The 23,265-nt window shown below is 51.9% G+C and carries 16 protein-coding genes and 3 pseudogenes; 3 read left to right on the forward strand and 16 right to left on the reverse strand.

Annotation, left to right across the window (positions count from 1 at the left end; genetic code table 11):
* Window positions 1-105: 105 nt before the first annotated feature.
* Together C2U43_RS23705 and C2U43_RS23715 are read right to left on the reverse strand one after the other, a co-directional pair.
* Window positions 106-1,086, reverse strand: coding sequence for a transposase (locus C2U43_RS23705; RefSeq protein WP_103285878.1), 981 nt, complete (start codon window positions 1,084-1,086; stop codon window positions 106-108).
* A gap of 237 nt (window positions 1,087-1,323) precedes the next feature.
* The gene (locus tag C2U43_RS23715; RefSeq protein WP_048236333.1) at window positions 1,324-2,055 is read right to left on the reverse strand and encodes a response regulator; all 732 of its coding nucleotides are present in this window, start codon (window positions 2,053-2,055) and stop codon (window positions 1,324-1,326) included.
* A gap of 288 nt (window positions 2,056-2,343) precedes the next feature.
* Here C2U43_RS23715 and fdhF point away from each other — a divergent pair, with 288 nt between their 5' ends.
* Window positions 2,344-4,491, forward strand: a complete 2,148-nt coding sequence (gene fdhF, locus C2U43_RS23720) for a formate dehydrogenase subunit alpha (protein WP_081305660.1) — start codon at window positions 2,344-2,346, stop codon at window positions 4,489-4,491.
* 91 nt (window positions 4,492-4,582) lie between these two features.
* Entirely contained in the window at window positions 4,583-5,266 is a 684-nt protein-coding gene (yjcO, locus tag C2U43_RS23725; RefSeq protein ID WP_103285879.1) for a Sel1 family TPR-like repeat protein YjcO, read from the forward strand.
* A gap of 393 nt (window positions 5,267-5,659) precedes the next feature.
* On the opposite strand, the gene C2U43_RS29865 is transcribed toward yjcO, so the two are convergent.
* From C2U43_RS29865 to C2U43_RS23795, 13 genes and pseudogenes are all read right to left on the reverse strand, one after another.
* Complete coding sequence (locus tag C2U43_RS29865) at window positions 5,660-6,226, reverse strand: hypothetical protein (RefSeq protein ID WP_233899555.1); 567 nt, start codon at window positions 6,224-6,226, stop codon at window positions 5,660-5,662.
* Window positions 6,227-6,568: 342 nt separating this feature from the next.
* Entirely contained in the window at window positions 6,569-7,396 is an 828-nt protein-coding gene (locus C2U43_RS23735) for a hypothetical protein (protein WP_103285880.1), read from the reverse strand.
* Window positions 7,383-9,752, reverse strand: coding sequence for a chitinase (locus C2U43_RS23740; protein ID WP_233899556.1), 2,370 nt, complete (start codon window positions 9,750-9,752; stop codon window positions 7,383-7,385). Before C2U43_RS23740 ends, C2U43_RS23735 begins: the two co-directional genes overlap by 14 nt.
* Window positions 9,753-9,761: 9 nt before the next feature.
* Complete coding sequence (tssI, locus tag C2U43_RS23745) at window positions 9,762-11,966, reverse strand: type VI secretion system tip protein TssI/VgrG (protein ID WP_182315565.1); 2,205 nt, start codon at window positions 11,964-11,966, stop codon at window positions 9,762-9,764.
* Window positions 11,967-12,204: 238 nt separating this feature from the next.
* A complete protein-coding gene (gene gltP, locus C2U43_RS23750; protein WP_103285881.1) occupies window positions 12,205-13,518 on the reverse strand; it encodes a glutamate/aspartate:proton symporter GltP in 1,314 nt (437 codons plus the stop codon).
* A gap of 344 nt (window positions 13,519-13,862) precedes the next feature.
* The gene (nrfG, locus tag C2U43_RS23755; protein WP_003826658.1) at window positions 13,863-14,474 is read right to left on the reverse strand and encodes a heme lyase NrfEFG subunit NrfG; all 612 of its coding nucleotides are present in this window, start codon (window positions 14,472-14,474) and stop codon (window positions 13,863-13,865) included.
* Window positions 14,471-15,308, reverse strand: a pseudogene (nrfF, locus tag C2U43_RS29870) (heme lyase NrfEFG subunit NrfF); the annotation flags it as partial. The gene nrfG and the pseudogene nrfF, both read right to left, overlap by 4 nt.
* A gap of 249 nt (window positions 15,309-15,557) precedes the next feature.
* Window positions 15,558-16,550, reverse strand: coding sequence for an IS110-like element IS4321 family transposase (locus tag C2U43_RS23770; protein WP_103285882.1), 993 nt, complete (start codon window positions 16,548-16,550; stop codon window positions 15,558-15,560).
* A 70-nt stretch (window positions 16,551-16,620) separates the two neighbouring features.
* A pseudogene (locus tag C2U43_RS23775) lies at window positions 16,621-18,015 on the reverse strand (heme lyase CcmF/NrfE family subunit); the annotation flags it as partial.
* Between the two features lie 8 nt (window positions 18,016-18,023).
* Window positions 18,024-18,980: a cytochrome c nitrite reductase subunit NrfD gene (gene nrfD / locus C2U43_RS23780; protein WP_103285883.1), complete on the reverse strand. Its 957-nt coding sequence runs from the start codon at window positions 18,978-18,980 to the stop codon at window positions 18,024-18,026.
* Complete coding sequence (nrfC, locus tag C2U43_RS23785) at window positions 18,977-19,648, reverse strand: cytochrome c nitrite reductase Fe-S protein (RefSeq protein WP_003031761.1); 672 nt, start codon at window positions 19,646-19,648, stop codon at window positions 18,977-18,979. Before nrfC ends, nrfD begins: the two co-directional genes overlap by 4 nt.
* Window positions 19,645-20,211 carry a cytochrome c nitrite reductase pentaheme subunit gene (gene nrfB, locus C2U43_RS23790; RefSeq protein WP_003826649.1) on the reverse strand — a complete coding sequence of 189 codons (567 nt, stop codon included), beginning with the start codon at window positions 20,209-20,211 and terminating at the stop codon, window positions 19,645-19,647. Before nrfB ends, nrfC begins: the two co-directional genes overlap by 4 nt.
* A gap of 44 nt (window positions 20,212-20,255) precedes the next feature.
* Window positions 20,256-21,074 (reverse strand): annotated as a pseudogene (locus tag C2U43_RS23795) (ammonia-forming cytochrome c nitrite reductase subunit c552); the annotation flags it as partial.
* 117 nt (window positions 21,075-21,191) lie between these two features.
* On the opposite strand from C2U43_RS23795, the gene C2U43_RS23800 reads away from it, so the two are divergent.
* A complete protein-coding gene (locus tag C2U43_RS23800; protein WP_001567369.1) occupies window positions 21,192-21,824 on the forward strand; it encodes a DUF6904 family protein in 633 nt (210 codons plus the stop codon).
* 28 nt (window positions 21,825-21,852) lie between these two features.
* Here the strand turns inward: C2U43_RS23800 and C2U43_RS23805 are convergent, their stop codons facing one another.
* Complete coding sequence (locus tag C2U43_RS23805; RefSeq protein WP_001567368.1) at window positions 21,853-23,256, reverse strand: ISNCY-like element ISKpn21 family transposase; 1,404 nt, start codon at window positions 23,254-23,256, stop codon at window positions 21,853-21,855.
* Between the last annotated feature and the right edge of the window lie 9 nt (window positions 23,257-23,265).

Genomic DNA, 23,265 nt, shown 5'->3' on the forward strand with positions numbered 1-23,265 from the left:
ATACTGTTTTCGCCTGCAAGCCTTTTCAGGTTCCGCGGTTACGGATAGCAGGCACGACCAGTCACAGCGCCGTCAGGCGCTGTTTTTTCCTGATTCATCTTCCCTTCAGGCTGTTATCACCCCATGTCTCGACGCATCGAACGGCTCACCTGATTTCAGTACACCGTAAGACACATGCGCCAGCTTGCGCATCATTGCGCCTATTATCACTTTCCCTTTTTTACCGTTTCCTGCCAGACGGTCGCGGAACGCCCGCCCCCATTCCGTTTTACTTATTGCCACCATCGCTGGCATGTACAGAGCCCTGCGCAGGGATACATGGCCGCTTTTACTCATCCGGCTCATTCCCCTCACGCTGCTGCCTGATTCATGCTGGCGCGGTGTCAGACCGGCAAAGGCGGCGAACTGTCTCGCCTGGCTGAACCTGTCCTTCAGTCCCACATAAGCCAGCAGCACCGCCGACGTCTTTTCCCCGATACCCGGGATACTTTCCAGCAGCTTCCTGCGGTGTTTCATGTCCGGGTCGTCATCCGTCAGGTCCTTTATCTGCTTTTCGATGCGTTTAATTTCGGCATGAAGCCACAGCAGATGAGCGTCGATACTTGGACGCTGTACCTCACGTGCTGTCTCCAGGCGATTCAGTTCCTGCGTACGCATATCCGTCAGTGACTGATGGCGCAGCACCAGTGCCCGTAACGCCCGTTCAACCGGATGCGGAGCTTCCCAGACTGCCGGGCGCTTCTGACGGCAAAACTCTGCCAGCATGCGGGCATCAACGGCATCGGTTTTGCTGCGCAGCCCCTCGCTCTGTGCGAAGGCTTTGCCGAGGGCAGGATTGATGATGGAGACGGTGAATCCGGCATCACTGAGATGGGCGGCCACGTCTTCCATATACGTACTGGTGGCTTCCATACAGATATGCGCCGGCGCCACGTTATGGCTGTTGAGCCAGTGGAGGAGTTCATTGTGGCCCTTCAGGGTGTTCGCAAATTTTTTACTGCGGTGACGGCCATCGGGACGCAGCACATCGACATCCAGCTTGGCTTTAGAGACGTCAATACCGATAAAATGAAGTTCCTGTTCCATAGTGAGACCAACCTTGTGAATGCGAATTACCGGGAAAACCGGTCCATGATACTGTCCGGTTTGTCACTTGTGGAGAACGGCAGTCCGCTGCATAAATCTACAATACAGGTTGTTAACCTAAGGCCGGATACGGCATGCGGACGGCATGGCAGGGAGAACTGGCCGGCCCTCTCTGCACAGAGAGGATAATACAAGGCCGGATAAGGCGGTTACGCCGCATCCGGCAACTGCACACGATCACGCCGCCTTATCGTGATGTTGCACGTCGGCGGCAAACACATAACCCAGCCCGCGCAGGGTTTTGATCAACATTGGCTGGTGCGGGTTGTTCTCTATTTTTCGCCGCAGCCGCATGATTAACACGTCAATAGTGCGGTCAAACACCTCAACGCTGTCGCTGCGCGTCAGCTCCAGCAGCTGTTCCCGGCTCAGCACCCGCCGGGCATTTTGGGCCAGCGCCAACAGCAGGCTGTATTCCCCCTGCGTCAACTCCACCTTCAACTGCTGGGGATTATGCAGCTGGCAACCGGCGGTATCGAGATGCCAGCCATTGAAAGAAAGCCCCGTGGTCTGTGGGCCGCCGCTTTCTGCCGTTAACACGCCAACGCGTCTGAGCACCGCCTTTACCCGAGCCACCAGCACCCGCGCATTGAACGGCTTACCGATATAGTCGTCAGCCCCCATTTCCAGTCCAACAACCACATCCGACTCGCTGCCAAGCCCGGTCAGCATCACCACCGGTAATCCGGGCCTCAACTTCTGCACCTGTTGTAGCACCATCAGGCCGTTAGTATCGGGCAACATCATATCCAGTAATACCAGAGCGATATCCGGCTGAGTCTCAATGCAGCGCAGCGCCTCCTGCCCGGTGTGACAGGCGGTCACCGTAAAGACGTGTTCGCTCAGCACATCCTGTAAAAGCGTGCAGACAGCGATGTCATCATCCACAACCAGTATGGCTGGCTTCATTGTTTCTCCCCATTTCTGGCCAACTTAAATGAGTGTGATTGATTCTGCACAGAGTGACAGCGATAAGGCACAAGGATGTGCGGGAAACATAACCTCGGTCACACTGCCGGGGCGTCACGTATTGGAGATTCGTCACGTCAAATATGACGACAGCCTGTTTTTCGTCAGGGTTTTGCGCAAAATTCGCCCGTAATATCGACTAATGCCCCTGATAAAAACATGGCATAAAAGATGCATAACAAAAACGACAAGCGCGTATGCGCGATTTGATTAACTGGAGCGAGACCGATGAAAAAAGTCGTCACGGTTTGCCCATATTGCGCATCAGGTTGCAAAATCAACCTGGTGGTCGATAACGGCAAAATCGTCCGGGCTGAAGCGGCGCAGGGGAAAACCAACCAGGGTACCCTGTGTCTGAAGGGCTACTATGGCTGGGATTTTATCAATGATACCCAGATCCTGACCCCTCGTCTGAAAACCCCTATGATCCGTCGCCAGCGTGGCGGCAAACTGGAATCTGTTTCCTGGGATGAAGCGCTGAATTACGTCGCCGATCGCCTGAGCGCCATCAAAGCGAAGTACGGCCCGGACGCTATTCAGACGACCGGTTCATCTCGCGGTACAGGTAACGAAACCAACTATGTAATGCAAAAATTCGCGCGCGCCGTTATTGGTACCAATAACGTTGACTGCTGCGCTCGCGTCTGACACGGCCCATCGGTTGCAGGTCTGCACCAATCGGTCGGTAACGGCGCAATGAGTAATGCTATCAATGAAATTGATAACACAGATTTAGTATTCATCTTCGGGTACAACCCGGCGGATTCCCACCCGATCGTGGCGAATCACGTGATTAATGCTAAACGTAACGGGGCGAAAATCATCGTCTGCGATCCGCGCAAAATTGAAACCGCGCGTATTGCCGACATGCACATCGCGTTGAAAAACGGCTCGAACATCGCGCTGCTCAATGCTATGGGTCATGTCATCATCGAAGAAAAACTGTACGACCAGGCGTTCGTCGCCTCCCGTACGGAAGGATTCGAAGAGTACAGCAAGATCGTCGAAGGCTACACGCCGGAGTCCGTCGAAGATATCACTGGCGTTAGCGCGCAGGATATTCGTCAGGCTGCACGTATGTATGCCACGGCGAAAAGCGCGGCCATCCTGTGGGGCATGGGTGTTACCCAGTTCTATCAGGGCGTGGAAACCGTGCGTTCACTGACCAGCCTCGCAATGCTGACCGGCAACCTCGGTAAGCCGAGCGTGGGCGTTAACCCGGTTCGTGGGCAGAACAACGTTCAGGGCGCATGTGACATGGGCGCGCTGCCGGATACTTATCCGGGCTATCAGTATGTGAAAGATCCGGCTAACCGCGAGAAGTTCGCTAAAGCCTGGGGCGTGGAAAGTCTGCCTGCTCATACCGGTTATCGCATCAGCGAACTGCCGCACCGTGCAGCGCATGGCGAAGTACGCGCGGCGTACATCATGGGTGAAGATCCATTACAAACCGATGCTGAACTCTCCGCAGTGCGCAAAGGCTTTGAGGATCTGGAACTGGTCATCGTGCAGGATATCTTCATGACCAAAACTGCCGCTGCCGCAGACGTTATTTTACCGTCTACGTCATGGGGTGAGCATGAAGGCGTATTCTCCGCAGCTGACCGTGGCTTCCAGCGCTTCTTTAAAGCCGTTGAGCCGAAGTGGGATCTGAAAACGGACTGGCAGATTATCAGTGAAATCGCCACCCGTATGGGCTACCCGATGCACTACAACAACACCCAGGAAATCTGGGACGAGTTGCGTCATCTGTGCCCGGATTTCTACGGTGCCACTTACGAGAAAATGGGCGAACTGGGTTATATCCAGTGGCCTTGCCGCGACACCTCAGAAGCCGACCAGGGTACGTCTTATCTCTTCAAAGAGAAGTTCGACACCCCGAACGGCCTGGCGCAGTTCTTCACCTGCGACTGGGTAGCGCCAATCGACAAACTCACTGAGGAGTACCCGATGGTACTGTCTACAGTGCGTGAAGTCGGCCACTACTCTTGCCGTTCGATGACCGGTAACTGTGCGGCGTTGGCCGCGCTGGCGGATGAACCGGGCTATGCCCAGATCAACACCGCCGACGCAGAACGCCTGGGCATCCAGGATGAAGAGCTGGTGTGGGTGAACTCGCGTAAAGGCCGGGTCATTACCCGTGCGGCAGTCAGCGATCGTCCAAACAAAGGCGCGATTTACATGACCTACCAGTGGTGGATTGGCGCATGTAATGAACTGGTAACCGAGAACTTAAGTCCAATTACCAAAACGCCGGAGTACAAGTACTGTGCTGTAAACGTTGAACGCATTGCCGATCAGCGCGCTGCCGAGCAGTATGTCATTGATGAGTACACCAAGCTGAAAGCCAGCCTGCGCGAAAGCGCGATGGGTTAAGCTTCCCCTGACGGCCTCCATTCGGAGGCCGTTTTTTTATGCACATAATCTCTCTATACTGTTCATTCCCTACACTAAATCTAAATATAAGATGAAACGACTTTTCGCCTTGATGGTGTTAATGACATGCTTTGTCCATGCCGAAGAGCCCGGTAGTCAGTTTTTGAAAGCCGCCGAGTCCGGAGACCGACGTGCACAATATTTCCTCGCTGATACCTGGTTTAGCTCAGGCGATTTGGGTAAAGCGGAATATTGGGCGCAAAAAGCCGCCGACAATGGTGATGCCGATGCTTACGCATTGCTGGCACAGATTAAGATTACCAATCCGGTCAGTCTGGATTACCCCCAGGCCAAAACGCTGGCGGAAAAAGCGACCCAGGCAGGCAGTAAAACCGGGGAAATTACGCTGGCGCGTATTCTGGTCAATACTCAGGCTGGACACACCGATTACCCCAAAGCCATTACCTTGCTGCAAAACGCCTCCGAGGACCTGGAAAACGACTCCGCCGTCGACGCGCAAATGCTGCTTGGGCTGATTTACGCCAACGGCGTGGGTATTCCCGCAGACGATGAGAAAGCGACGTGGTATTTCAAACGTAGCTCTGCCATTTCCCGCACCGGTTATTCCGAATACTGGGCCGGGATGATGTTCTTAAACGGTGAGCAGGGTTTTATCGTGAAGAATAAACAGAAGGCACTGCACTGGCTGAATCTGAGCTGTACGGAAGGATTCGATACCGGCTGTGAAGAGTTTGATAAGCTGAGCGCGGGGTAACGCTCGCTCCAGCCGAGCCTCCTCGCCCCTTTGGGGAGAGGAGGACATCGTGCCCAACAGATTGTTCACCCCAAAAACAGAGAGCGTCCAGCTTGGGCATATTCTTTCTGTTGAGGCAGAGCGAGCATATTATGCTTCACTCACAGCTTTCCAAAAACATCAATGTTTGAAACGTTACTATAAAACCATATCACATTGTTAATATCTAAATACTTGTTATGGTCCTCTTGATTTAATTACCCCGCACAGTTAACATCAATTAACATTACCGATCCGCCCTCTGTTCTCTGAAAAGTATAAAAACAACTAAATTCTGATAAATTTTCAGTATCAGGAATAAGATTTAGTATATTTTCAAAAACCACTATATTATTTTGTTGATACTTTTCTATTTTAAATAGAGTAAGTCGCATCCTTTTTATTGTATACAATTGTTTTCCCTGAAAGTACTTTTGGACTGCCAAGTACGTTCCTTATCTCCTCTTTCGTCACTTTTCCTCCCTGGTCGCTGTCCATCTTTACCATCAGCTCACGGTAAAAGGGCGGCACCTGTTCGTACCATTCATCTCCCTGCTCTGCTGCACGACTGACTGAATCAAAGGCTTCCGACACCCACCCTTCATACGGGCTTCTTACACCAGAACCGTCCGTTTTTCCCCCCTTCACCCCTTCCGGGTTGCCTAAAAACGCCGGCATCCTCGGGTCTGCGCTCAGGACCTCAAGATGGACAAACCACTCGCGCTCAGCCTGAGTGCTCTCCCTGCCGGGGTATTCCTCACATCCCATAAAACCGACAGGCGTTCCAGCACTGACCTTCCATTCAGCCGTGTCTTCCACCGTCTGTACCGAGTCAAAAAGCAGCCAAGTTCCGTATGCTTCTGCGTCAATAAGCTGCATTATCTCATCCATGGGACGAAACTCTTTTCCGTCTTCATCCCTGATGGGGTAACGGATTTTCATGCTGTATCCTTATCGGGAAAATATTCTCTGAATTTGTGGCGGTACCAAGCCCTGCAAGGGACTATTAAACGTGTCCTGGACGCTTTTTCGTGGCAGCTCAGCTTCCTCTACGCCGGAAACATCATCACTTTTCCGCTCGTACTCTTCGTGGAAGATTTTCTCTTAGTACTGGGTATCGTCCATAATCATTAATTCCACTCCTGATGTTAATTTGTTGAATGAATCGGTTGTTCTCTCACCATCCATAAACACTTACATGCCTTCAAATTAAATATTCACGCCAAATATTTCCAGAAATTTATGAATCCCATTAAAAACCATAATTTTTGAGAATGTAAGCTTTTATGGCTCTAGCATTTGTGTATTCAAATGGTTTTTTTTCGAGTTATAACCGGATAAATTAGAATCTTCATTCAATATTTTATTAGCATGAACAATGCCATTTTCATCATATATATAAGCATATGTTTTATAATAACCACCTTCTCCCATTACATCCCCCCAAGATATTAAACTAATGATATTCATTTCAGATTTTATTTTCATAAAAAAAACTGTCCGAACAACAGGAGCCTTATCATTATTATTTTTAATTAAATCAACGATACTCTCACCATTAACATCAGTACGTACAAGCTTTAAAAAATCGCCTCTAATATATTTAATCGTAATATTACCAGCACCTTTTAGATAAAATGGCCCCTGTTCAATAGACTCAAAATCCACAATATAGTCTTTATTAGTTAAAGAGTCTTTTTTTATCCCCCCTCCCATATGATTACATACTGAGGCATTCAGATTAATAGGATCAATCCACTTATTCTCTATGCGACTATATGATTTAGCAAACAATATATTTAGTTGACTATCTAGCGCATATATATTATCAAATATTAACACTCCATCTTTCGTGGCTGAGTCCATACCTAATCTAACGCCAATAGCTTTGCCCCAACCACAAGAAAAATTATAATATTGCCTTACAGCAACATTATTAGCGTTGCCTTCCAGAGCTATGTCAACATCCCTGATTTTATGATCATCTTCTATATGCAATGTGAAATAGATGACACCATCAAGACTATCTGAAGGAGTTACTTTAAAATCCATTGAATATGAACAGTCACTATAAACTAATAATGTTAACATTATTAGTTTATAGTATTTCATCAAAAACGCCATCCTGAATAAACCTCACTAAATTATTATATCTATCAGCATAATGATTATCATAAAGATTAACAATCTGGGTTATCGAATCTGATACATCTCGACTAATACCATTATCAGCTCTACTATATAAACTATTATGATCCCAAAAATATAAAGCAGACCTTGCTGCGTATATTGTTTCCAGCAAAAGATCAGGATTTAATTCAAAATCAATATGTTCCCCCCAAACCTTCTCATGATAAACTGTAAAAGATCTGTAGTTATTCCTAAATGTCAATTGTTTCATCCCTCTTCCACGATAACGCCATCCATCCCCACTATCTATATCATTGTTTCCCTCTCGCCCACCATATGCCCTATTTGCAATATTTTGTTTATTTGCTGCTTGCCTTCCGGGAATATATCCATCTACTTGTGCATTCTGAGAATGGTTACGGTAGTATGAAAACTTATCTATCAAGACTTGTGGTCTATAATTAAACCCTTCATTTAAATTAAAAGATGGCCCCACTTCTTGATATATTTGAGCAAAGAAATGATACAACCTATTCTTGGTATTAAGACTGCATTCCTCAAATTTATTCGAAAACTCTTCGGCTACCACATCAAGGACAGAATCAGAAACATTTCCTGGATTAGCCCAAATTCTCCTGAGCATCTGTCGTGTTATTTTTGATTTACCTTTTATCGCCTCCAGAAACACAATCGGATGAAAATGCCACACTGGCTCATCAGTATTAAAGGGCGACACTCCGCTCATCCACTCCAGATCTGTCTGCCACTTCTCACAGTACGCCACCTCATCTGTGTCCAGATCCTTGTAGAACCCTTCCCATCGCCCCGTCGAGCGCCCCCCGTACCACTCGCTGTGATGTTTTATCACCAGCCGGTTCACCACATGCCTCACCAGCGGGTCACGTACGACCAGCGCCTGCCTGATTTCCTCTTCTGTCACTTTCCCGTCATGGTTGCTGTCCATTTCCGCCATCAGCTCACGGTAAAAGGGCGGCACCTGTTCGTACCATTCATCTCCCTGCTCTGCTGCACGACTGACTGAATCAAAGGCTTCCGGCACCCACCCTTCATACGGGCTTCTTACCATATCACCACCGCTGTTTTCCACCAGGGGCTGAAAACCCAGCTGCAGCAAATCGTACTGCCCGGCCTCTGCCACATCCTTCTCCGGCAGCCAGCCGCTTCCGGTGATGTTAAACCACCACTGCGTCGACTCATCCGTGACCGGCGTTGTGGCTTCCCGCGGAAGGATGCACTGAGCGCCCAGCGTCGCTGACGTGGCGGTAAATGTCTCCTGCCCTGCTGTCGTCTGGCGGGTGTATAATAATCTTCCTTTTGGTGCCAGAACCGTCCGCTTTTCCCCCTTCACCCCTTCCGGGTTGCCTAAAAACGCCGGCATCCTCGGGTCTGCGCTCAGGACCTCAAGATGGACAAACCACTCGCGCTCAGCCTGAGCGCTCTCCCTGCCGGGGTATTCCTCACATCCCATAAAACCGACAGGCGTTCCGGCACTGACCTTCCATTCAGCCGTTTCTTCCACCGTCTGTACCGAGTCAAAAACGCTCCGTTCCTTTGCCTTCTGCATCCATGCGGGCATCAGTGCCTGTATTTCGCCATCCGGCTCCATCAGCGTCGGGTCCAGCGTCACCCAGTACTGCTTCTCTTCCATTTTTCCGTCTTTCACCACACGAACCAGACCGAACGTCGTCAGGGTTGCCTCACCGCTTCTTTTTGTCACATAAAAACGCCCGGTACGCGATGACACAAAGCGGGCTTTCTCGCTGAGACTGCGCCCGGCACTCTCCGGGGCCTTGTACTGCTGAGCATCCCCTTCCTCCTGACCGTCCGGAAGACCGTTTTCCCCTTCGGTGTATTTACGCAGTAGTATCCCGCTGTGACCGTCCCTGACTTTATAGCAGCAGGAGGCCGGATAATCTTTCACCGGCGCCAGATGCATATACAGACTGTAAAATTCCAGCCAGCTTTTTTCATTTTTCGGGTCTGGCTGACACTGCGATTTCACCAGAACAAACGTACTGCTGTAATGGAGTTCTTGCCCTTTATAAGGGCCTTTCAGATAGTCATTGTTGATCCGGTACGCCACGATGGTGCCATCAGCCATAAACTGGGGAGGCACCGGATTTCCGGTGCTGAGCGTATCCGGAGTGAGGGCAGAGCGCGGATTAGACACCTCACTGATATGGACTGCGCCGTGCCACAGTCCGTTTCCTCCCAGTAACCAGGTGCCGTGTGGTTCTGCGTCAACAAGCTGCATTATCTCATCCAGGGAACGAAACTCTTTTCCGTCTTTATCCCTGATGGGGTAACTGATTTTCATGTTATGTCCTTATCGGGAAAATATTCTCTGAATTTGTGGTGGTACCAGGTCCTGCGGGGGTTGATTAAACGTGTCCTGGAGGTTTTTCCGTGGCGGCTCTGTATCTTCCGTATCCCCTGCATCGCAAATACCATCACTTTTATCTGGCAAGGCTTTCAGAACGGCTGGTTGTTGTGTCTGAACCGGCGTTCCCGGACTCCCCCCGCTGTTGAGATTGATTTTCGGCCCCATAATGTCCACCCCACCCGCATGGATAACCACAAACGAACAACCCACCTTCAGGGTGATGCTGCCACTACTCTCCAGCACGATAGCTTCCCGGACCTTTATCCCCAGCGCCCCCGCCACCTTCCGCGCCAGGTCGCCTTTCACTTCCAGACTGTGGCTGCCTTTCACCAGGCTGATATGGTCTCCGGTGGTGGTGTGCTCCTGTTTCCCTTCCACCGTCACTTTCCGGTCATTCGCCACATACAGCCCGTCGTCATGGCTGATGCTCACCATCCGGTCGTTCTTCACCTTCAGCGTCTGGTCATTGCGTACCGTGATGCGCCGGTCATGCGCCACGGTGAGGGTCTGGTCGTGTCCTCCGGCATTCTCCTTACCCACGGTGACCGTCTGCCCGAGTCCCACGGCAATAATCTGGTTATTGCCGATAGTTTCCGTGTGGTCCACCTTCACATCGGTGGTGCGGTTGTTCAGGACTTCCGTATCCATGTTCTTCTGCGCATGGATATACACCTGCTCCTGGCCCGTCGCATCCTCAAAGCGCAGTTCATTAAAGCCGCTGCCCTGATAGGTTTTTGAACGGATGGCCATCTGTGTTTTGGTGCCCGGCAGGCTGCCCGGTGAGCGGTTATCCTGGTGGTAGGTGCGTCCCATGATAATGGGCTGGTCCGGGTCTCCGTTGAGGAAGTCGACTATCACTTCCTGGCCCACGCGCGGGATGGCGAGGTTGCCAAATCCGGCTCCGGCCCATGCCTGCGACACCCGTATCCAGCAGGAGCTGTCTTCGTTCCCCGGACAATAGCGGTCCCAGTGAAAACGCACCCGCACGCGGCCATGCTCGTCGCAGAAGATTTCCTCACCTGCCGGGCCGGTGACAATGGCACTCTGTGGGCCGTCAACGGCGGGTTTGGGCAGGGGGGAAGCTCGCCAAGTCCGGTCAGCCGGGATGACGTCCAGGCTGTTACTGAGCTTGGTGCCTTCACCCTGGTGGCCATGCTGCGCCTGTGGCTGCTTTCCTTTCAGCACACTGCCGGTGACCTGCCACTCCCGGTTCAGCGTTAATGAAGGGTGGCCGGTGAGGGTGAAACGTTTTCCGGGCCACAGTTTCGGGGAGTTACTCTCGCAGGCAGCGGTTTCAGCATCCTGCCGGTGGCCTTCTGCCTGGTAGCGGGCAAAGTCCTGACCGTGCTGCTCGTCCTTGAAGCGTCCCGGCCAGTCGAAGATTTCATACTGGGTGCGCTGACCGTTCAGGTTCGGGGCGTGATGGCTGAAGTAAGCCGGCCAGCCAGGAGCTTTGAAGGTGTAATCCTGGTTTTCCACCGAGGAAGGGCGTACCTGCGCCCGGTAACGAAACTCGCTGATGCATTCCGTGGCGACTTCGCGGGTATTCGGGTTAAAGGACATCTCACCCAGCGTGGAGACCCCGGCCACGTCATCACAGAGCACCAGTTTCTGGTCGGGGCTGGTCGGGTGGAACCAGTCAAAGAAGAAAATGCCCTCTTCAGCCCACAGTCGGATGAGAAAGCCGAGGTCGGTTCCACCGTACTGAACGCAGAACTCCCGCGCCGGGTGGGATTCATAAAAGGAGGGCACCCAGTCGGTGACGCCGTTTTCAGTCAGCAGGGTGGTGGAAATGGCCAGGATATCCTGCTGCTGAAAGATACGGAAGTTCTGTCGCAGGCCACAGCGCCAGAGCGGAGGCGAAATAGTCAGGCTGTAGTTCATCTGCCAGCCGTTGTTTTCCCCGGTTTCCATCCCGGTGATGATGCCGTGGAGGTAGCGCAGTGCAACGGCCCCCTGCCAGATGGTCAGCGTGGCGTTTTTCTCAAGGAAACTGGCGGCGGTGAGGCCGGACCGGTCGCTGGCAATATCGACAGTGAGCAGAAAGGGCGTGGAGAGATTCTGGTAGAGGGTGAAGCTGACGACAGCGGTTGCCGCCGGCGTTAATCCGTCCACATCCAGCGTAAAGCGCAGTCCCTGCTGTGACATAAGTCTTGCCTCATGGTGCAGTTATATCGCAAATGAAGCAACATATCGCCTGAACGGATAAGAGGAAAGCAAGAAGGATTAGGTGGGAGATAATTTCAGAAAACGTTCAGTTTCCTTTTTATTGCGGGGTATAAGTCATAAAAAATACATACGTATACTTAATTATTAAAACCAAATGTGGTGTCAGGATCTCACCAAAAGCAACAACGCCATGCATGCCTGGCGTTGTTGCTTCTATTTACTGGTCAGCGGTCTTATCAAACTTACCTAATACTTCGCGCTCATAGGCCAGCGCTTTTTTGCGGTCAAATTTGTGTTCCCACTTGGAGATAACCAGCACCGCCAGTGCGTTACCCACCACGTTCAGCGCGGTACGCGCCATGTCGAGAATACGGTCAACACCAGCAATAAACGCCAGGCCTTCCAGCGGGATCCCCACGCTGCCAAGCGTTGCCAGCAGCACCACGAATGATACGCCCGGCACGCCCGCAATCCCTTTCGAGGTCACCATCAACGTCAACACCAGCACGATTTCCTGCCACAGCGACAGGTCGATACCATACAGCTGCGCAATAAAGATCGCGGCAATACTCTGGTACAGCGTTGAACCATCAAGGTTGAATGAATAGCCGGTCGGCACCACAAAGCTGGTGATTGAAGCCGGTGCGCCATAGGCTTCCATCTTCTCGATAATACGCGGCAGTACGCTCTCGGAGCTGGCGGTAGAGTAAGCCAGAATCAACTCGTCTTTTAGAATGCGGATCAGGATCCAGATGCTCAAACCGCAGATACGCGCGACAATCCCCAGCACCACCAGCGCGAAGAACAGGATGGCAAAGTGCACCAACAGCACCAGCTTCGCCAGCGGCCACAGGGAGGCAAAACCGAAGTTCGCGACGGTAACGGCAATCAGCGCGAAAACGCCGACTGGCGCATAGCGCATAACCATGTGGGTCACTTTAAACATGGTTTCGGAAATAGAGCGGAACACGGTAACCAGCGGTTCGCGGTGAGTTGCCGGCAGGGAAGACAAACCTAAACCGAACAGCACCGAGAAGAAGATAATCGGCAGCATATCGCCTTTTGCCATCGAGGCGACGATATTGGTCGGCACCAGTGACAAAATTGTCCCCATCAAACCATGCGCGTGGCTCTGTACTTCTGCAGTCGTGCTTTGATATTTCGAAATATCCACGGTCGCCAGTTGCGACATATCAATCCCGGAACCCGGCTGGAACACATTAGCCAGCGTGATCCCAAGGATAATCGCCACGGTGGTGATCACTTCGAAATAGAGAATAGTTTTGGCGCCAATGCGGCCCAGCTGTTTTGCATCACCGACTCCGGCAATACCGACAACCAGCGTAGAGATGACAATGGGCACAACGATCATTTTGATCAGATGGATAAAGATATCGCCCGCCGGTGACAGCAGGTTTACAACCAGCCATTCACGGCTGTCACTATGGTAATGCAGGTAACTCCCTAGCAGAATGCCCAGCACCATGGCGATTAGAATCTGCCATGCCAGGCTGACTTTCAAATTTTTCATAACAACGGACTTCCTCGATGGAGCGCTATTCCACATGCGGTGTGTGGGAATAGTACATACTGAAAGGGTATGAATTGTGTTGCGTTCGTTTATGGAGTTTTTTAACGCTTATTATCATTATCATCTGCATGGCATTCCGCGCAACCCTCTAAGAACAGGGCTTTTGGCTGATTTTATGCATAAAAATGCAATTTTATCGCGGTATTGATGAATAACTTTTTGTTATAAAAGAATTTTAATATGTTCAAAAATGAAGAAGTCATGGTGTGAGTTTTTTTCGCCAATTTGTTCGTTTGCCTGTTTTTTAAACAGGCCAAATGATACAAATCACAAAAAAAACAAATTTATTTTTGCCGATTCTGCAATAACTTCGCCATATTAATAGAGTCAACGAGCTGTGCCCGGTTCACCCTAGGCGAGTTTAAATCCATAACCTTTTGCCACACTGAAATAGCCTGGGCGTAGTCTGCCTGCATAAACGCATCTGAGGCTAACAGCATCAGCGCGGTGACCTCTGCCGGGTCCAGCGCCAGAGCCTTATCAATCATCTCGCGAGTGGGCGGCGTCATATGTTGTCCGGCCTGGTAATACAATACCGTTGCCATCGCTGAATAGATCTCAGCATTTTCACCGCCGACACGCAGCGCCTGTTCGTAGGCCAGCAGCGCATTATGATACGCGTTTTGCCAAAGATAGTACTCCCCGAGTTGCGCCCATTTCACGCCGTCCTGGGGATTAGCGCGAATCTGCGATTGCAGCAAAAGCAACTGTTTTTCCTGAACATTTTCATCGGAGAAAGCATGTAAAGGGTCTGCCAGTCTCGTTTGCTCCTGACGAACCGCCTGCCATTTTGGCGTCAACAAGTAGCCTCCAATGCAGGCCACAACCATCAGCACCGCCGCAGCGGTCAGCCGCTTCACAGGCATTGGGCGTAACAGCGGTTCGGACTGGTTCATTGTTCACCTTCCTCCGTATGCTGACGTCTTCTCACTCGCCAGACCACCACACCTACCAGCAATAACAGCAGGCACGGCAACGCCCACAGCAGCAGCGTTTGCTCATTCAGCGGCGGATTATAACGAACGAAGTCACCGTAACGCTCGGTCATCCATGTCGTGATCTCGGCTTCGCTTTTCCCTTCCGCCACCATGCTATAAACCTGATGGCGCATACTGACCGCTACCGGCGCATTGGATTCCAGCAAGTTTTGGTTTTGACACTGCGGGCAGCGAAGCTGGCTGGCAATGGACAGCGCTTGTTCCTGCTGTTGCGGATTTTCAAAGCGCCAGGTATCCACAACCTGGGCATGTGTAGCGAAAGTGATGAAAAACAGGACGAGCGTTAAGAGTAAAAACTTTTTGCCGGATGGCGCTGCGCTTATCCGGCCTACGGTTCGCGCTACCTGTAGGCCGGATAAGGCGTTTACGCCGCCATCCGGCAACGTTGTAATTAATTTACGCATCGCGCTTTCTCCCTCGCCACGCGCTCAGCAGCGCGCCAAAGACCATTAATAGTCCCCCACCCCAAATCCAGCGCACGCCGGTCTGCACGTACAAACGCATGGCATAGCGGTCAGGTCCGGTTTTTTCACCCATTACCGCATACCAGTCATGCATCAGGTTCCAGCGGATCCCCGGCTCCATCATCTGTTGACGGCGCGCGGCATAGAAGCGCCTTTCAGGTTGCAGGCTGCCAATACGTTTCTCATTGTGCCACAGCGTGATCTGCGCTTTTTCACTGGTGTAGTTACCTTTGGCTTCCAGGTCGAGACGCTCAAAACGGAATCTATGGTCACTCCCGTTTTTGCAACACCGATTTTGACGACAAGTTGGCTTGCTTGAATCTATCCGGCGTCTGAATGGGATTTTATTCCCGCGCCTTGATGAGTTCCGCGCCTGATGAACCTCCAGAAAATATACGGCTTCAATGAGCCTTTCCGTTTTACAGGTTCCTCAACAGGCCGGTGGGCCGTTAGTATCATCAATATCAGTATTCGCAAAACCAGATCAGTAATTCTTTAAACCGGTGTATTTCTGCCGTTATGCTACATAAGTTTGCTGTCGTGCCGTTATTCTGGCCAGCTTGTTTGCCAGAGCACAAGTGACGACAAAGTTGCTTTTCCGGCACAGTAAATCCCTGACCCAATCGGCCAATTTGCCAGACTGGTGTTCCAGTTTTTGTATGAATACCCTGGCACATTGAACCAACAAAGTTCGGATCTTTTTATTACCTCGCTTACTAATTCCCAGCAATGTCGTCCTACCTCCCGTGCTGTACTGCCGAGGTACAAGCCCTGTTGCCGCCGCAAAGTCACGGCTGCTGGCGTACTGCTTCCCGTCGCCAATCTCAGTTGAAATAGTACTCGCTGTCAGTGTTCCGACGCAGGGAATGCTCAGCAAGCGCTGTCCAACCTCATCTTCGTCCAACTTTCGTTTCAACTGGGATTCCAAATCTTTAATCTGCTCAACAAGATAGTGATAATGCTGTTGTAATTTCAGCAATAACTGGCTGAGGTAAAGAGGCAAACTATTATCCTCAAGAATGGTACTCAGTCGGCTAATAACGGCAGCTCCTCGGGGAACGCTAATGCCAAATTCCAGCAGAAAAGCATGCATTTGATTGGTTGTTTTTACCTTATCCTGAACCAGGGATTCACGGACACGATGCAGAGCCCGCATTGCCTGCTGAGATTCCGTTCTGGGCTGCACAAAACGCATAGACGGACGCGATGCAGCTTCACAAATAGCTTCGGCGTCGACAAAGTCGTTTTTATTGCTTTTAACGAACGGGCGGACAAATTGTGGTGATATCAGCTTTGGGGAATGCCCCAACTCTTCCAACTTGCGTGCCATAAAGTGAGAACCGCCACAGGCTTCCATTGCGATGGTTGTAGCGGGGCATGTCGCCAAAAATTCGATCAACTTTGGCCGGGTAAATTTTTTACGGTAAACAGCCTTCCCGCGACGATCCTGGCAATGAATATGGAAAGAGTTTTTACCCAGATCGATACCAATGAGCGCAATGTTTTCCATGATAGTTCTCCGAATGAAAGCCTGTCCTCAGCATAGTACCGGGAAGGAGGGAGTGACCATCTCATTAAATGTAACCCGCCAGTTTAACCTGCTGCCCAGGGCTCAGGTTCAGGCTTATCTCCTGACGGCTACCGCTGGAAAAGACGATCCCCGCCGCAAACACCAGCACCCCGGCATGCGCCAGCAGTGCCGGAAGCTGGATGCGGAAAGACACGTTGCGGCTTCTGACCGTTGCCAGCACGATAACCAGCAGCATCAGCAGGCCAAAGGGCAGCGTAGCGCGATTAAAGTACGGTGCGCCTACGGAGAGCCGTCCCCAGCCGAACAGCCCGTAAATCATCGGGTAGAGCGTGCCAATCAACACAATCAGCAGCACCGCACTAAAGAGCAGCAGCGCAACCAGAATCAGCATCTCGCGTGACCAACCGCCAAAACGCGCATTCTGCCGGACTTGCTGGCCCCGCCAGGCGTACAGCCCGAGCGACGCCAGACTCAACACGGTAAACAGCGCAAACAGCGGCGCGGCGCGGACGTTATCCAACGCGAAAGCATGCACCGAAACGAGAATACCGGAACGTACAATCAGCGTCCCAAGCAGCGATAAAATCAGCGTGACGATCGCCAGTAGCAGCGACCAGTGGCGGAAGATTCCGCGCTGGCGCGTGATATACAGGCTATGCAGCAGCGCGCTAGCGGAAAGCCAGGGTAATAAGGAGGCATTTTCAACCGGGTCCCAGAACCACCAGCCGCCCCAGCCCAGCTCGCAGTAGGCCCACCAGGAGCCGAGGATAATCCCCAGCGTCAGCGCGCACCAGCCGGGCAGCGCCCAGCGCCAGCACACCCAGGCGCTCTGCGCATTAAAGTCACCACGTAGCAGCGAGGCCAGCGCCACGCCTGCCGCCACCATCAAACCACCGTAACCCAGGTACAGCAGAGGTGGATGGAGGATTAACCCGAGATGTTGCAGCATCGGGTTAAGGTCGCGCCCTTCAATGGCTGGCGGGAAGATACGCACAAACGGATCGGACCATAGCACCACAAACAGTAGCAGCAGGGCCGTAATCATTGAGAGGACGCTGAGCGTCAGCGGAAACAGCGCGTCGGTATCACGCCGATAGCGTAAAGCGAACAGCGCGCTCCAGCCGGAAAGAAACAGCACCCACAGCAGCAGCGATCCTTCATGACCACCCCACACCGCCGCCAGTTTTAATCCCCACGGCAGCAGGCTGTAGCTGTGCTGAGCAACGTAGACCACCGAAAAGTCGCTGGTCAAAAAGCAGAATACCAGAATGGCAAAAGCCAGCAGTAGCAGGGTAAATTGCGCCCACACGCCCACCGTTGCAAGCCGCATCACCCCTTGCCAGCGCTGGCGGACACCCACCAGCACGGCAAGCGGGGTCAACACGTTGACCCCAAGGCTTAATAACAGCGCCAGAAAACCGGCTTCAGGAAGGAGAACGTCCAGATATCACCTTACGCAACGGTTAGCTGACCCGCATAGAGTATAAAAAAACGCAGCAGCAGTACGCCGGTCAGGCTGGCGCCGCACACTGCCAGCACGCCATGAAACGTCGAACTGCGGTTGGCCCAGGGTTTTAGCAGCATCGGCAGTATCAGCCCAAGCCCAGCCACGCCAAGCCAGAACCACCAGGTCCAGAATCCGCCGCCCAGTGCCGCCGCCAGCGCGCGCATTTTGCCGTCATCGCCCAGCGCCAGACCGACGAAGAACGCCGCCAGCAGGAAGATCTCCAGCCATACCACCGGGACTTCCATACGATGCACAAAGTGCGCTTCGGTACTGTGCGGGTTGCTACGATGGCGTAACGCCATGGCGATCAGCGCCACCGCGGCGCCGGAGGAGATCCCAGAGAACAGGAACAGCACCGGCAGGATCGGGTTATTCAGGAACGGGTAAGATTTCAGCGCCGACAGCAGAAAGCCGGTGTACGCCCCGAGCAGGACCGCCAGCACCAGCATTAACGTCTCAAGCGCACGATGGAACGGCGCAATCAGCGTCAATACTTTCTGCACGATACCTAACCGCGACAGCCAGCGCTGTTGCAGGGCAATCACTTCTTTTTCAAAGATTTTTGCCAGCCACAGCACTAACACCACCATGTACAACTGGAACAGCATGACCCCCATCGACATCACCGAAGTGAAGCTGTAGTGGAACATCAGTTTCCAGAAAGTCCATGGCCGCGTCAGGTGGAACACCAGAATCAACAGACCGAGGATAATCGCCCCCGGCCCTAACACCAGCGTAGTGCGCAGCAGCGTGCTGTCCGAACCGCCCGCCTCCGGATGGAAGCGACGCAGCAGAATCGCCAGCGTGACCAGTCCGGCAGAGATACCTATCAGGAACAGATAGATGGCAATGGGCCAGTCCCACACCAGTGATTCAAAATGAAATGCAGAAGCGGATGTCATTGGCTCACCTCCCCAAATTTAAAGGGAACGCGGTAGACCTTCGGTTTTGTACCCAACGCCAGCTTGTAACGGTAGGTCGTTTTCTGCTGCAACAAACGGGAGATATCGCTGTTGGGATCGTCCAGATTACCAAACGTCAGCGCCTTCGTCGGACATGACTCAACGCAGGCGGGCTGTTTGCCCGCTTTCAGGTTGGTTTTCCGGCAGAAATCGCATTTATCCGCCGTTTTGCTCACCGGATGGATAAAGCGCACGCGATAAGGACACGCGGCAATGCAGTACTGGCAGCCAACGCAAAGGTCCGGGTTCACATCCACAATGCCGCTGGCGGCATCACGATACGATGCCCCCGTCGGGCAGACGTCAACGCAGGGAGCGTGGTCGCAGTGCTGGCACGAGTGACGGAAGAAGCGATACTTCACATCAGGAAACGTCCCCTGCGGCTCACTGCGAATAATCGTCAGACGCGATACGCCTTCCGGCACGTTGTTGACTTCGCGACAAGCATCCATACAGGCCGTACAGCCGATGCATAATGACTCATCATGTACCATACCGTAACGCACGCCGTTGATGTTCAGCGTCTTCGCCACAACGCGCCCCGCCGTCCCGCTCACTGCCACCAGCGCGCCGACGCCGGTGATAAACTGGCGACGAGAGCAACTCATGGATGCTCCTTAAGCAACGGAATCGACGCCGGGTTAAAGTTCGGATTGTTACGCTGATCGCTATGGCAATCGACGCAAATCTTGATCCGTCCTTTATCGCTCAGCGTTTGCATCGTGTCTTGCTTCGGATGCAGTGAGTGACAGCTGGCACACGCCACTTTGGTTACGTGGACATCGTGCGGCCAGAACGCTTTTTGCAGCTGCTCAGGCAGGTGACAGGACATACAGACGCTGTTCTGCTGCTCCACGTTGTACATCGGCTCATTAAAGCGCATCACATCTTTCACCCCTTCACGGTGGTTCGGTGACGGCTGGCCGTGACAGTTGGTGCAGGTGACCGGCAGTTTGTTATTCGGGTTGATGACTTCCGCATGCTTACCATGCATGCCTTCGGTATCCGGCTTGTGACAGTCCAGACAGGCGGCATCCGGATTACGCTGTTGGGTAACCGTCCAGCGTTGATCCGACTCCTGCGGCGTTGGCGTGGCAGTGATTCCACTCAGGCTCCATAACAAGCCTGACGCCAGCACCCCAGCAGTTAATAACGAACGTAATACGCTCATATTCACTCCGTTGAGTTATCCGCCCCTTGCGGGGCGAAATGGGGTTATTGGCTTAACAGACCGTTTTTACGCGCCTGATCTTCCCACTGCGGAATCACCGTTTTGATGAAGTCCTGCTTCTCAGCATTGATTTGCTGCATGTTCAGACCAATCGCCGCCTGGGCTTTCTCTTTGGTCGAGATATCCGGCAACGGAATTTCATGCGTGATGCCTTTGGTCGCCAGCAGACGGACCAGTTTGGTACGCGCGTCGGCGGCTTTATCCATTGCGCTACCCAGCATCCGCAGACCTTCTTCCGGGGCGTGCATATGAATGCCGTGTGAGGCGATAGACAGGTCCCAACGCCATTGTGCGTGACGGATATCTTCCAGAATCGGCTTCATTTCCGCTTCAGTCGCGCCCGCATCCCATGCGGCTTTCGCTTCGAAGTGCGCACGAACCAGCTGATCTTCAACTTTGATTTTCAGGTCATGAATAGCCTGTTTACGCTCGGCGACCACTTTTTGCAGGGACGCTTTGTCCTGGGTGTGGCAGTTCGCGCAGGTCTGAGGGAAGTTGTCGAACGGGTTACCAATCTTATGGTCGGTATAGATCTTGCCTTCTGCGTTTTGCACTTTCGGCATGTGACAGTCGATACAGGTCACGTTGTTCTTGCCGTGAATGCCCGCGCTCCAGGTTTCATACTCCGGGTGCTGCGCTTTCAGCATCGGCGTTTTAGACAGGGAGTTGGTCCAGTCAGAGAAAGCAATGTTGTCGTAGTATTTCTCCATGTTCTCGACTTTCATGCCGTCGTCCCACGGGAACTTAACGGCTTTGTTTTTACCGTCGAAGTAGTATTCCACGTGGCACTGGCCGCAGACCATGTGTCAAGGCTCAATTGAAATGTCCGTTATCCAGCTCAATTAAAATGACCACTTTGATCTCTCATTCTCTTTACTGATAGACTTTCCTCCGACTGAAACAACAGGATGATTGAGCCCATGCTTCGATACGAGTTAACGCCGAACAATGCAGGTTTTATACTGTGGGGAGATTCAGAAGCCCTGAATGAATTACATGAACTCATTCATTACATCGTGGATGAAAGCCCACTGATTAAAGTTAAAGACGGATTTATGTTATCCCTTGCCTATGATATTCGTAAAGCACGGGAAGGTAATCGTCGTGTTGAGCAACATCAGTATGATCAACATGATACATATAAGCTTTATGGTGTTGAGCTTTTATGGCCTCTGGTCCTGGTACAGTCCTCAATACTCAGAAACTCAATGGGTTATATTCAGACAGACAAAAACCAGCTGTCTGTCATGTATGCCTTTGAATACCTGATAGAATCAGCATTAACAGAGTCTGAGAGAACAACGTCGAATGATATTATGCTAACAGTAAAATATGCATCAGACTCTGATTTTAATTTCATTGAGGATAATATTGACAGCAGGTGCTGCTATTTTATCAGCCTATCTCCGGAGCAAAGAAAAAAGCAGTTAATCAGTATTGTTCGTTCTTTTCATTCATTATGGGGTAAGTATGCCCGTGAAAAGCAGGACATAAAGATGCTGAACGAAATGAATAATACATCATGGGTCTGGCCGGACAATATCAACTGGTGAGCAACCACTGTCCGGCCAGTGAGTACCATCAGCGGGCTCTTTTACCAAAAATGTCCTCTGAACGTGACTGAAGCTGTTTGAGTGCTTCGAGCATGTCATCATTATCCAGTGAGCGCTGGGATTTCTTCCCTTCCTGCTTTGGCCGTCGTCGGGAAGGGCCATCTCCAGCGGGAATTGACTGAGAGCGCGTGTTATCCCGCTTGCTCTGCACCAGACTGATAAACTCCAGGGTTCGGCCAAGACGCTTGTTATCGACAATCGCGCCCTGGTCGATTTCTGACAGTCGGTCGTAGGTAGAGTAGGGAAGTAGCGTACCGTTCAGGCGCAGCTCTTTTCTGCCATCAGGATAGTGATACACATCGATATATTTACCTATTGCACGGCGACTCAGTTCGCTGTCTTCAATCAGGTACAACATTTTATCATATTGTATCGTCAACGATTTTGAGACTTTACGTTTTTCACGAACAGTGAAAATAAGCCCCAGGTCCTCATCATGTTCTACAGCACGGTGTACGTCAAAATCATGTCGCGGTACTTTGCCAAAACGGCGGTTATAGTCAGCCATATAGGCCTCAGCGAAGTCATTTGCAGCCTCCATTGAACAAATGCCCTGTAACCGCAGCTCTTTGACCAGACGATCCTGTAAAGTGAGGTGAGCTCGTTCTACACGCCCTTTGGCGGGACTGGTTTCTGCACAGATAGTCTGGATGTTCAGTTCATGCATGGCTCGCCCAAACTGAGTATGCCCGTCTCCGCCTGTGGCGTGTTTATTGTTAACACGAAAAACACCGGCTTTATCGCTGTACAGTGCCAGCGGTTTACCATGCTTATCGATATAGCGCCGCGTGGCTTCGAAGTAAGAAAACGTGGACTCCGATTTAACAAACAACAGTTCCATCAGTTTGCTGGTTGCATCATCAACATAGACCAGCGCGGTGCAGGCCGGGCCACGGCCTTCAAACCAGTCGTGATCACAGCCATCTATTTGTATCAGCTCACCAGTACACGGACGCCGGTACCGTGGTTGAGGGATCCTTGCGGCACGTTGTTTACGGGGAACCCATAAGCCAGCCCGCACCATGATGCGCCGGACAGTTTCTTTGCCAAGAAACAGTCCGTGGAGTTCTTCGAGCTTTTCACGCGCCAGAGTCGGACCGAAATCAGCATAACGCGTCTTGATCAGTTCCAGAGCCTGATCTGCGAGCCCGGGTGGCAACTGGCGGTTACCACGCATGCCACATCGTCTGCTGGCCATACCAAGCGGTCCGCCTTCACGGTAACGGGCAAGAAGTCTGCGGCATTGCCTGTCGCTGATACCGAGGTGCTCGGCCGCACGGCGCGTTGTGATGCGACGTTCAATGACGTCCTGTATAATCTTGATCCGGTTGATCTCTTTCAAAGTAAACACTCCTGAGCTTTCTGCGCTCATGATATGCCT

It is taken from the genome of Citrobacter freundii complex sp. CFNIH9 (genome assembly GCF_002903305.1).
GTDB classification, from domain to species: Bacteria; Pseudomonadota; Gammaproteobacteria; order Enterobacterales; family Enterobacteriaceae; genus Citrobacter; species Citrobacter portucalensis.

What these genes read in the sequence shown, in the direction of transcription:
- nrfD (WP_103285883.1), bottom strand. Translation starts at nt 18,980, where the DNA reads ATGACATCCGCTTCTGCATTTCATTTTGAATCACTGGTGTGGGACTGG.
- tssI (WP_182315565.1), bottom strand. Translation starts at nt 11,966, where the DNA reads ATGTCACAGCAGGGACTGCGCTTTACGCTGGATGTGGACGGATTAACG.
- nrfB (WP_003826649.1), bottom strand. Translation starts at nt 20,211, where the DNA reads ATGAGCGTATTACGTTCGTTATTAACTGCTGGGGTGCTGGCGTCAGGC.
- nrfG (WP_003826658.1), bottom strand. Translation starts at nt 14,474, where the DNA reads ATGAACCAGTCCGAACCGCTGTTACGCCCAATGCCTGTGAAGCGGCTG.
- C2U43_RS23800 (WP_001567369.1), top strand. Translation starts at nt 21,192, where the DNA reads ATGCTTCGATACGAGTTAACGCCGAACAATGCAGGTTTTATACTGTGG.
- C2U43_RS23705 (WP_103285878.1), bottom strand. Translation starts at nt 1,086, where the DNA reads ATGGAACAGGAACTTCATTTTATCGGTATTGACGTCTCTAAAGCCAAG.
- gltP (WP_103285881.1), bottom strand. Translation starts at nt 13,518, where the DNA reads ATGAAAAATTTGAAAGTCAGCCTGGCATGGCAGATTCTAATCGCCATG.
- nrfC (WP_003031761.1), bottom strand. Translation starts at nt 19,648, where the DNA reads ATGAGTTGCTCTCGTCGCCAGTTTATCACCGGCGTCGGCGCGCTGGTG.
- C2U43_RS23805 (WP_001567368.1), bottom strand. Translation starts at nt 23,256, where the DNA reads ATGAGCGCAGAAAGCTCAGGAGTGTTTACTTTGAAAGAGATCAACCGG.
- C2U43_RS23740 (WP_233899556.1), bottom strand. Translation starts at nt 9,752, where the DNA reads ATGAAAATCAGTTACCCCATCAGGGATAAAGACGGAAAAGAGTTTCGT.
- yjcO (WP_103285879.1), top strand. Translation starts at nt 4,583, where the DNA reads ATGAAACGACTTTTCGCCTTGATGGTGTTAATGACATGCTTTGTCCAT.
- C2U43_RS29865 (WP_233899555.1), bottom strand. Translation starts at nt 6,226, where the DNA reads ATGAAAATCCGTTACCCCATCAGGGATGAAGACGGAAAAGAGTTTCGT.
- C2U43_RS23715 (WP_048236333.1), bottom strand. Translation starts at nt 2,055, where the DNA reads ATGAAGCCAGCCATACTGGTTGTGGATGATGACATCGCTGTCTGCACG.
- C2U43_RS23770 (WP_103285882.1), bottom strand. Translation starts at nt 16,550, where the DNA reads ATGGAAAACATTGCGCTCATTGGTATCGATCTGGGTAAAAACTCTTTC.
- C2U43_RS23735 (WP_103285880.1), bottom strand. Translation starts at nt 7,396, where the DNA reads ATGAAATACTATAAACTAATAATGTTAACATTATTAGTTTATAGTGAC.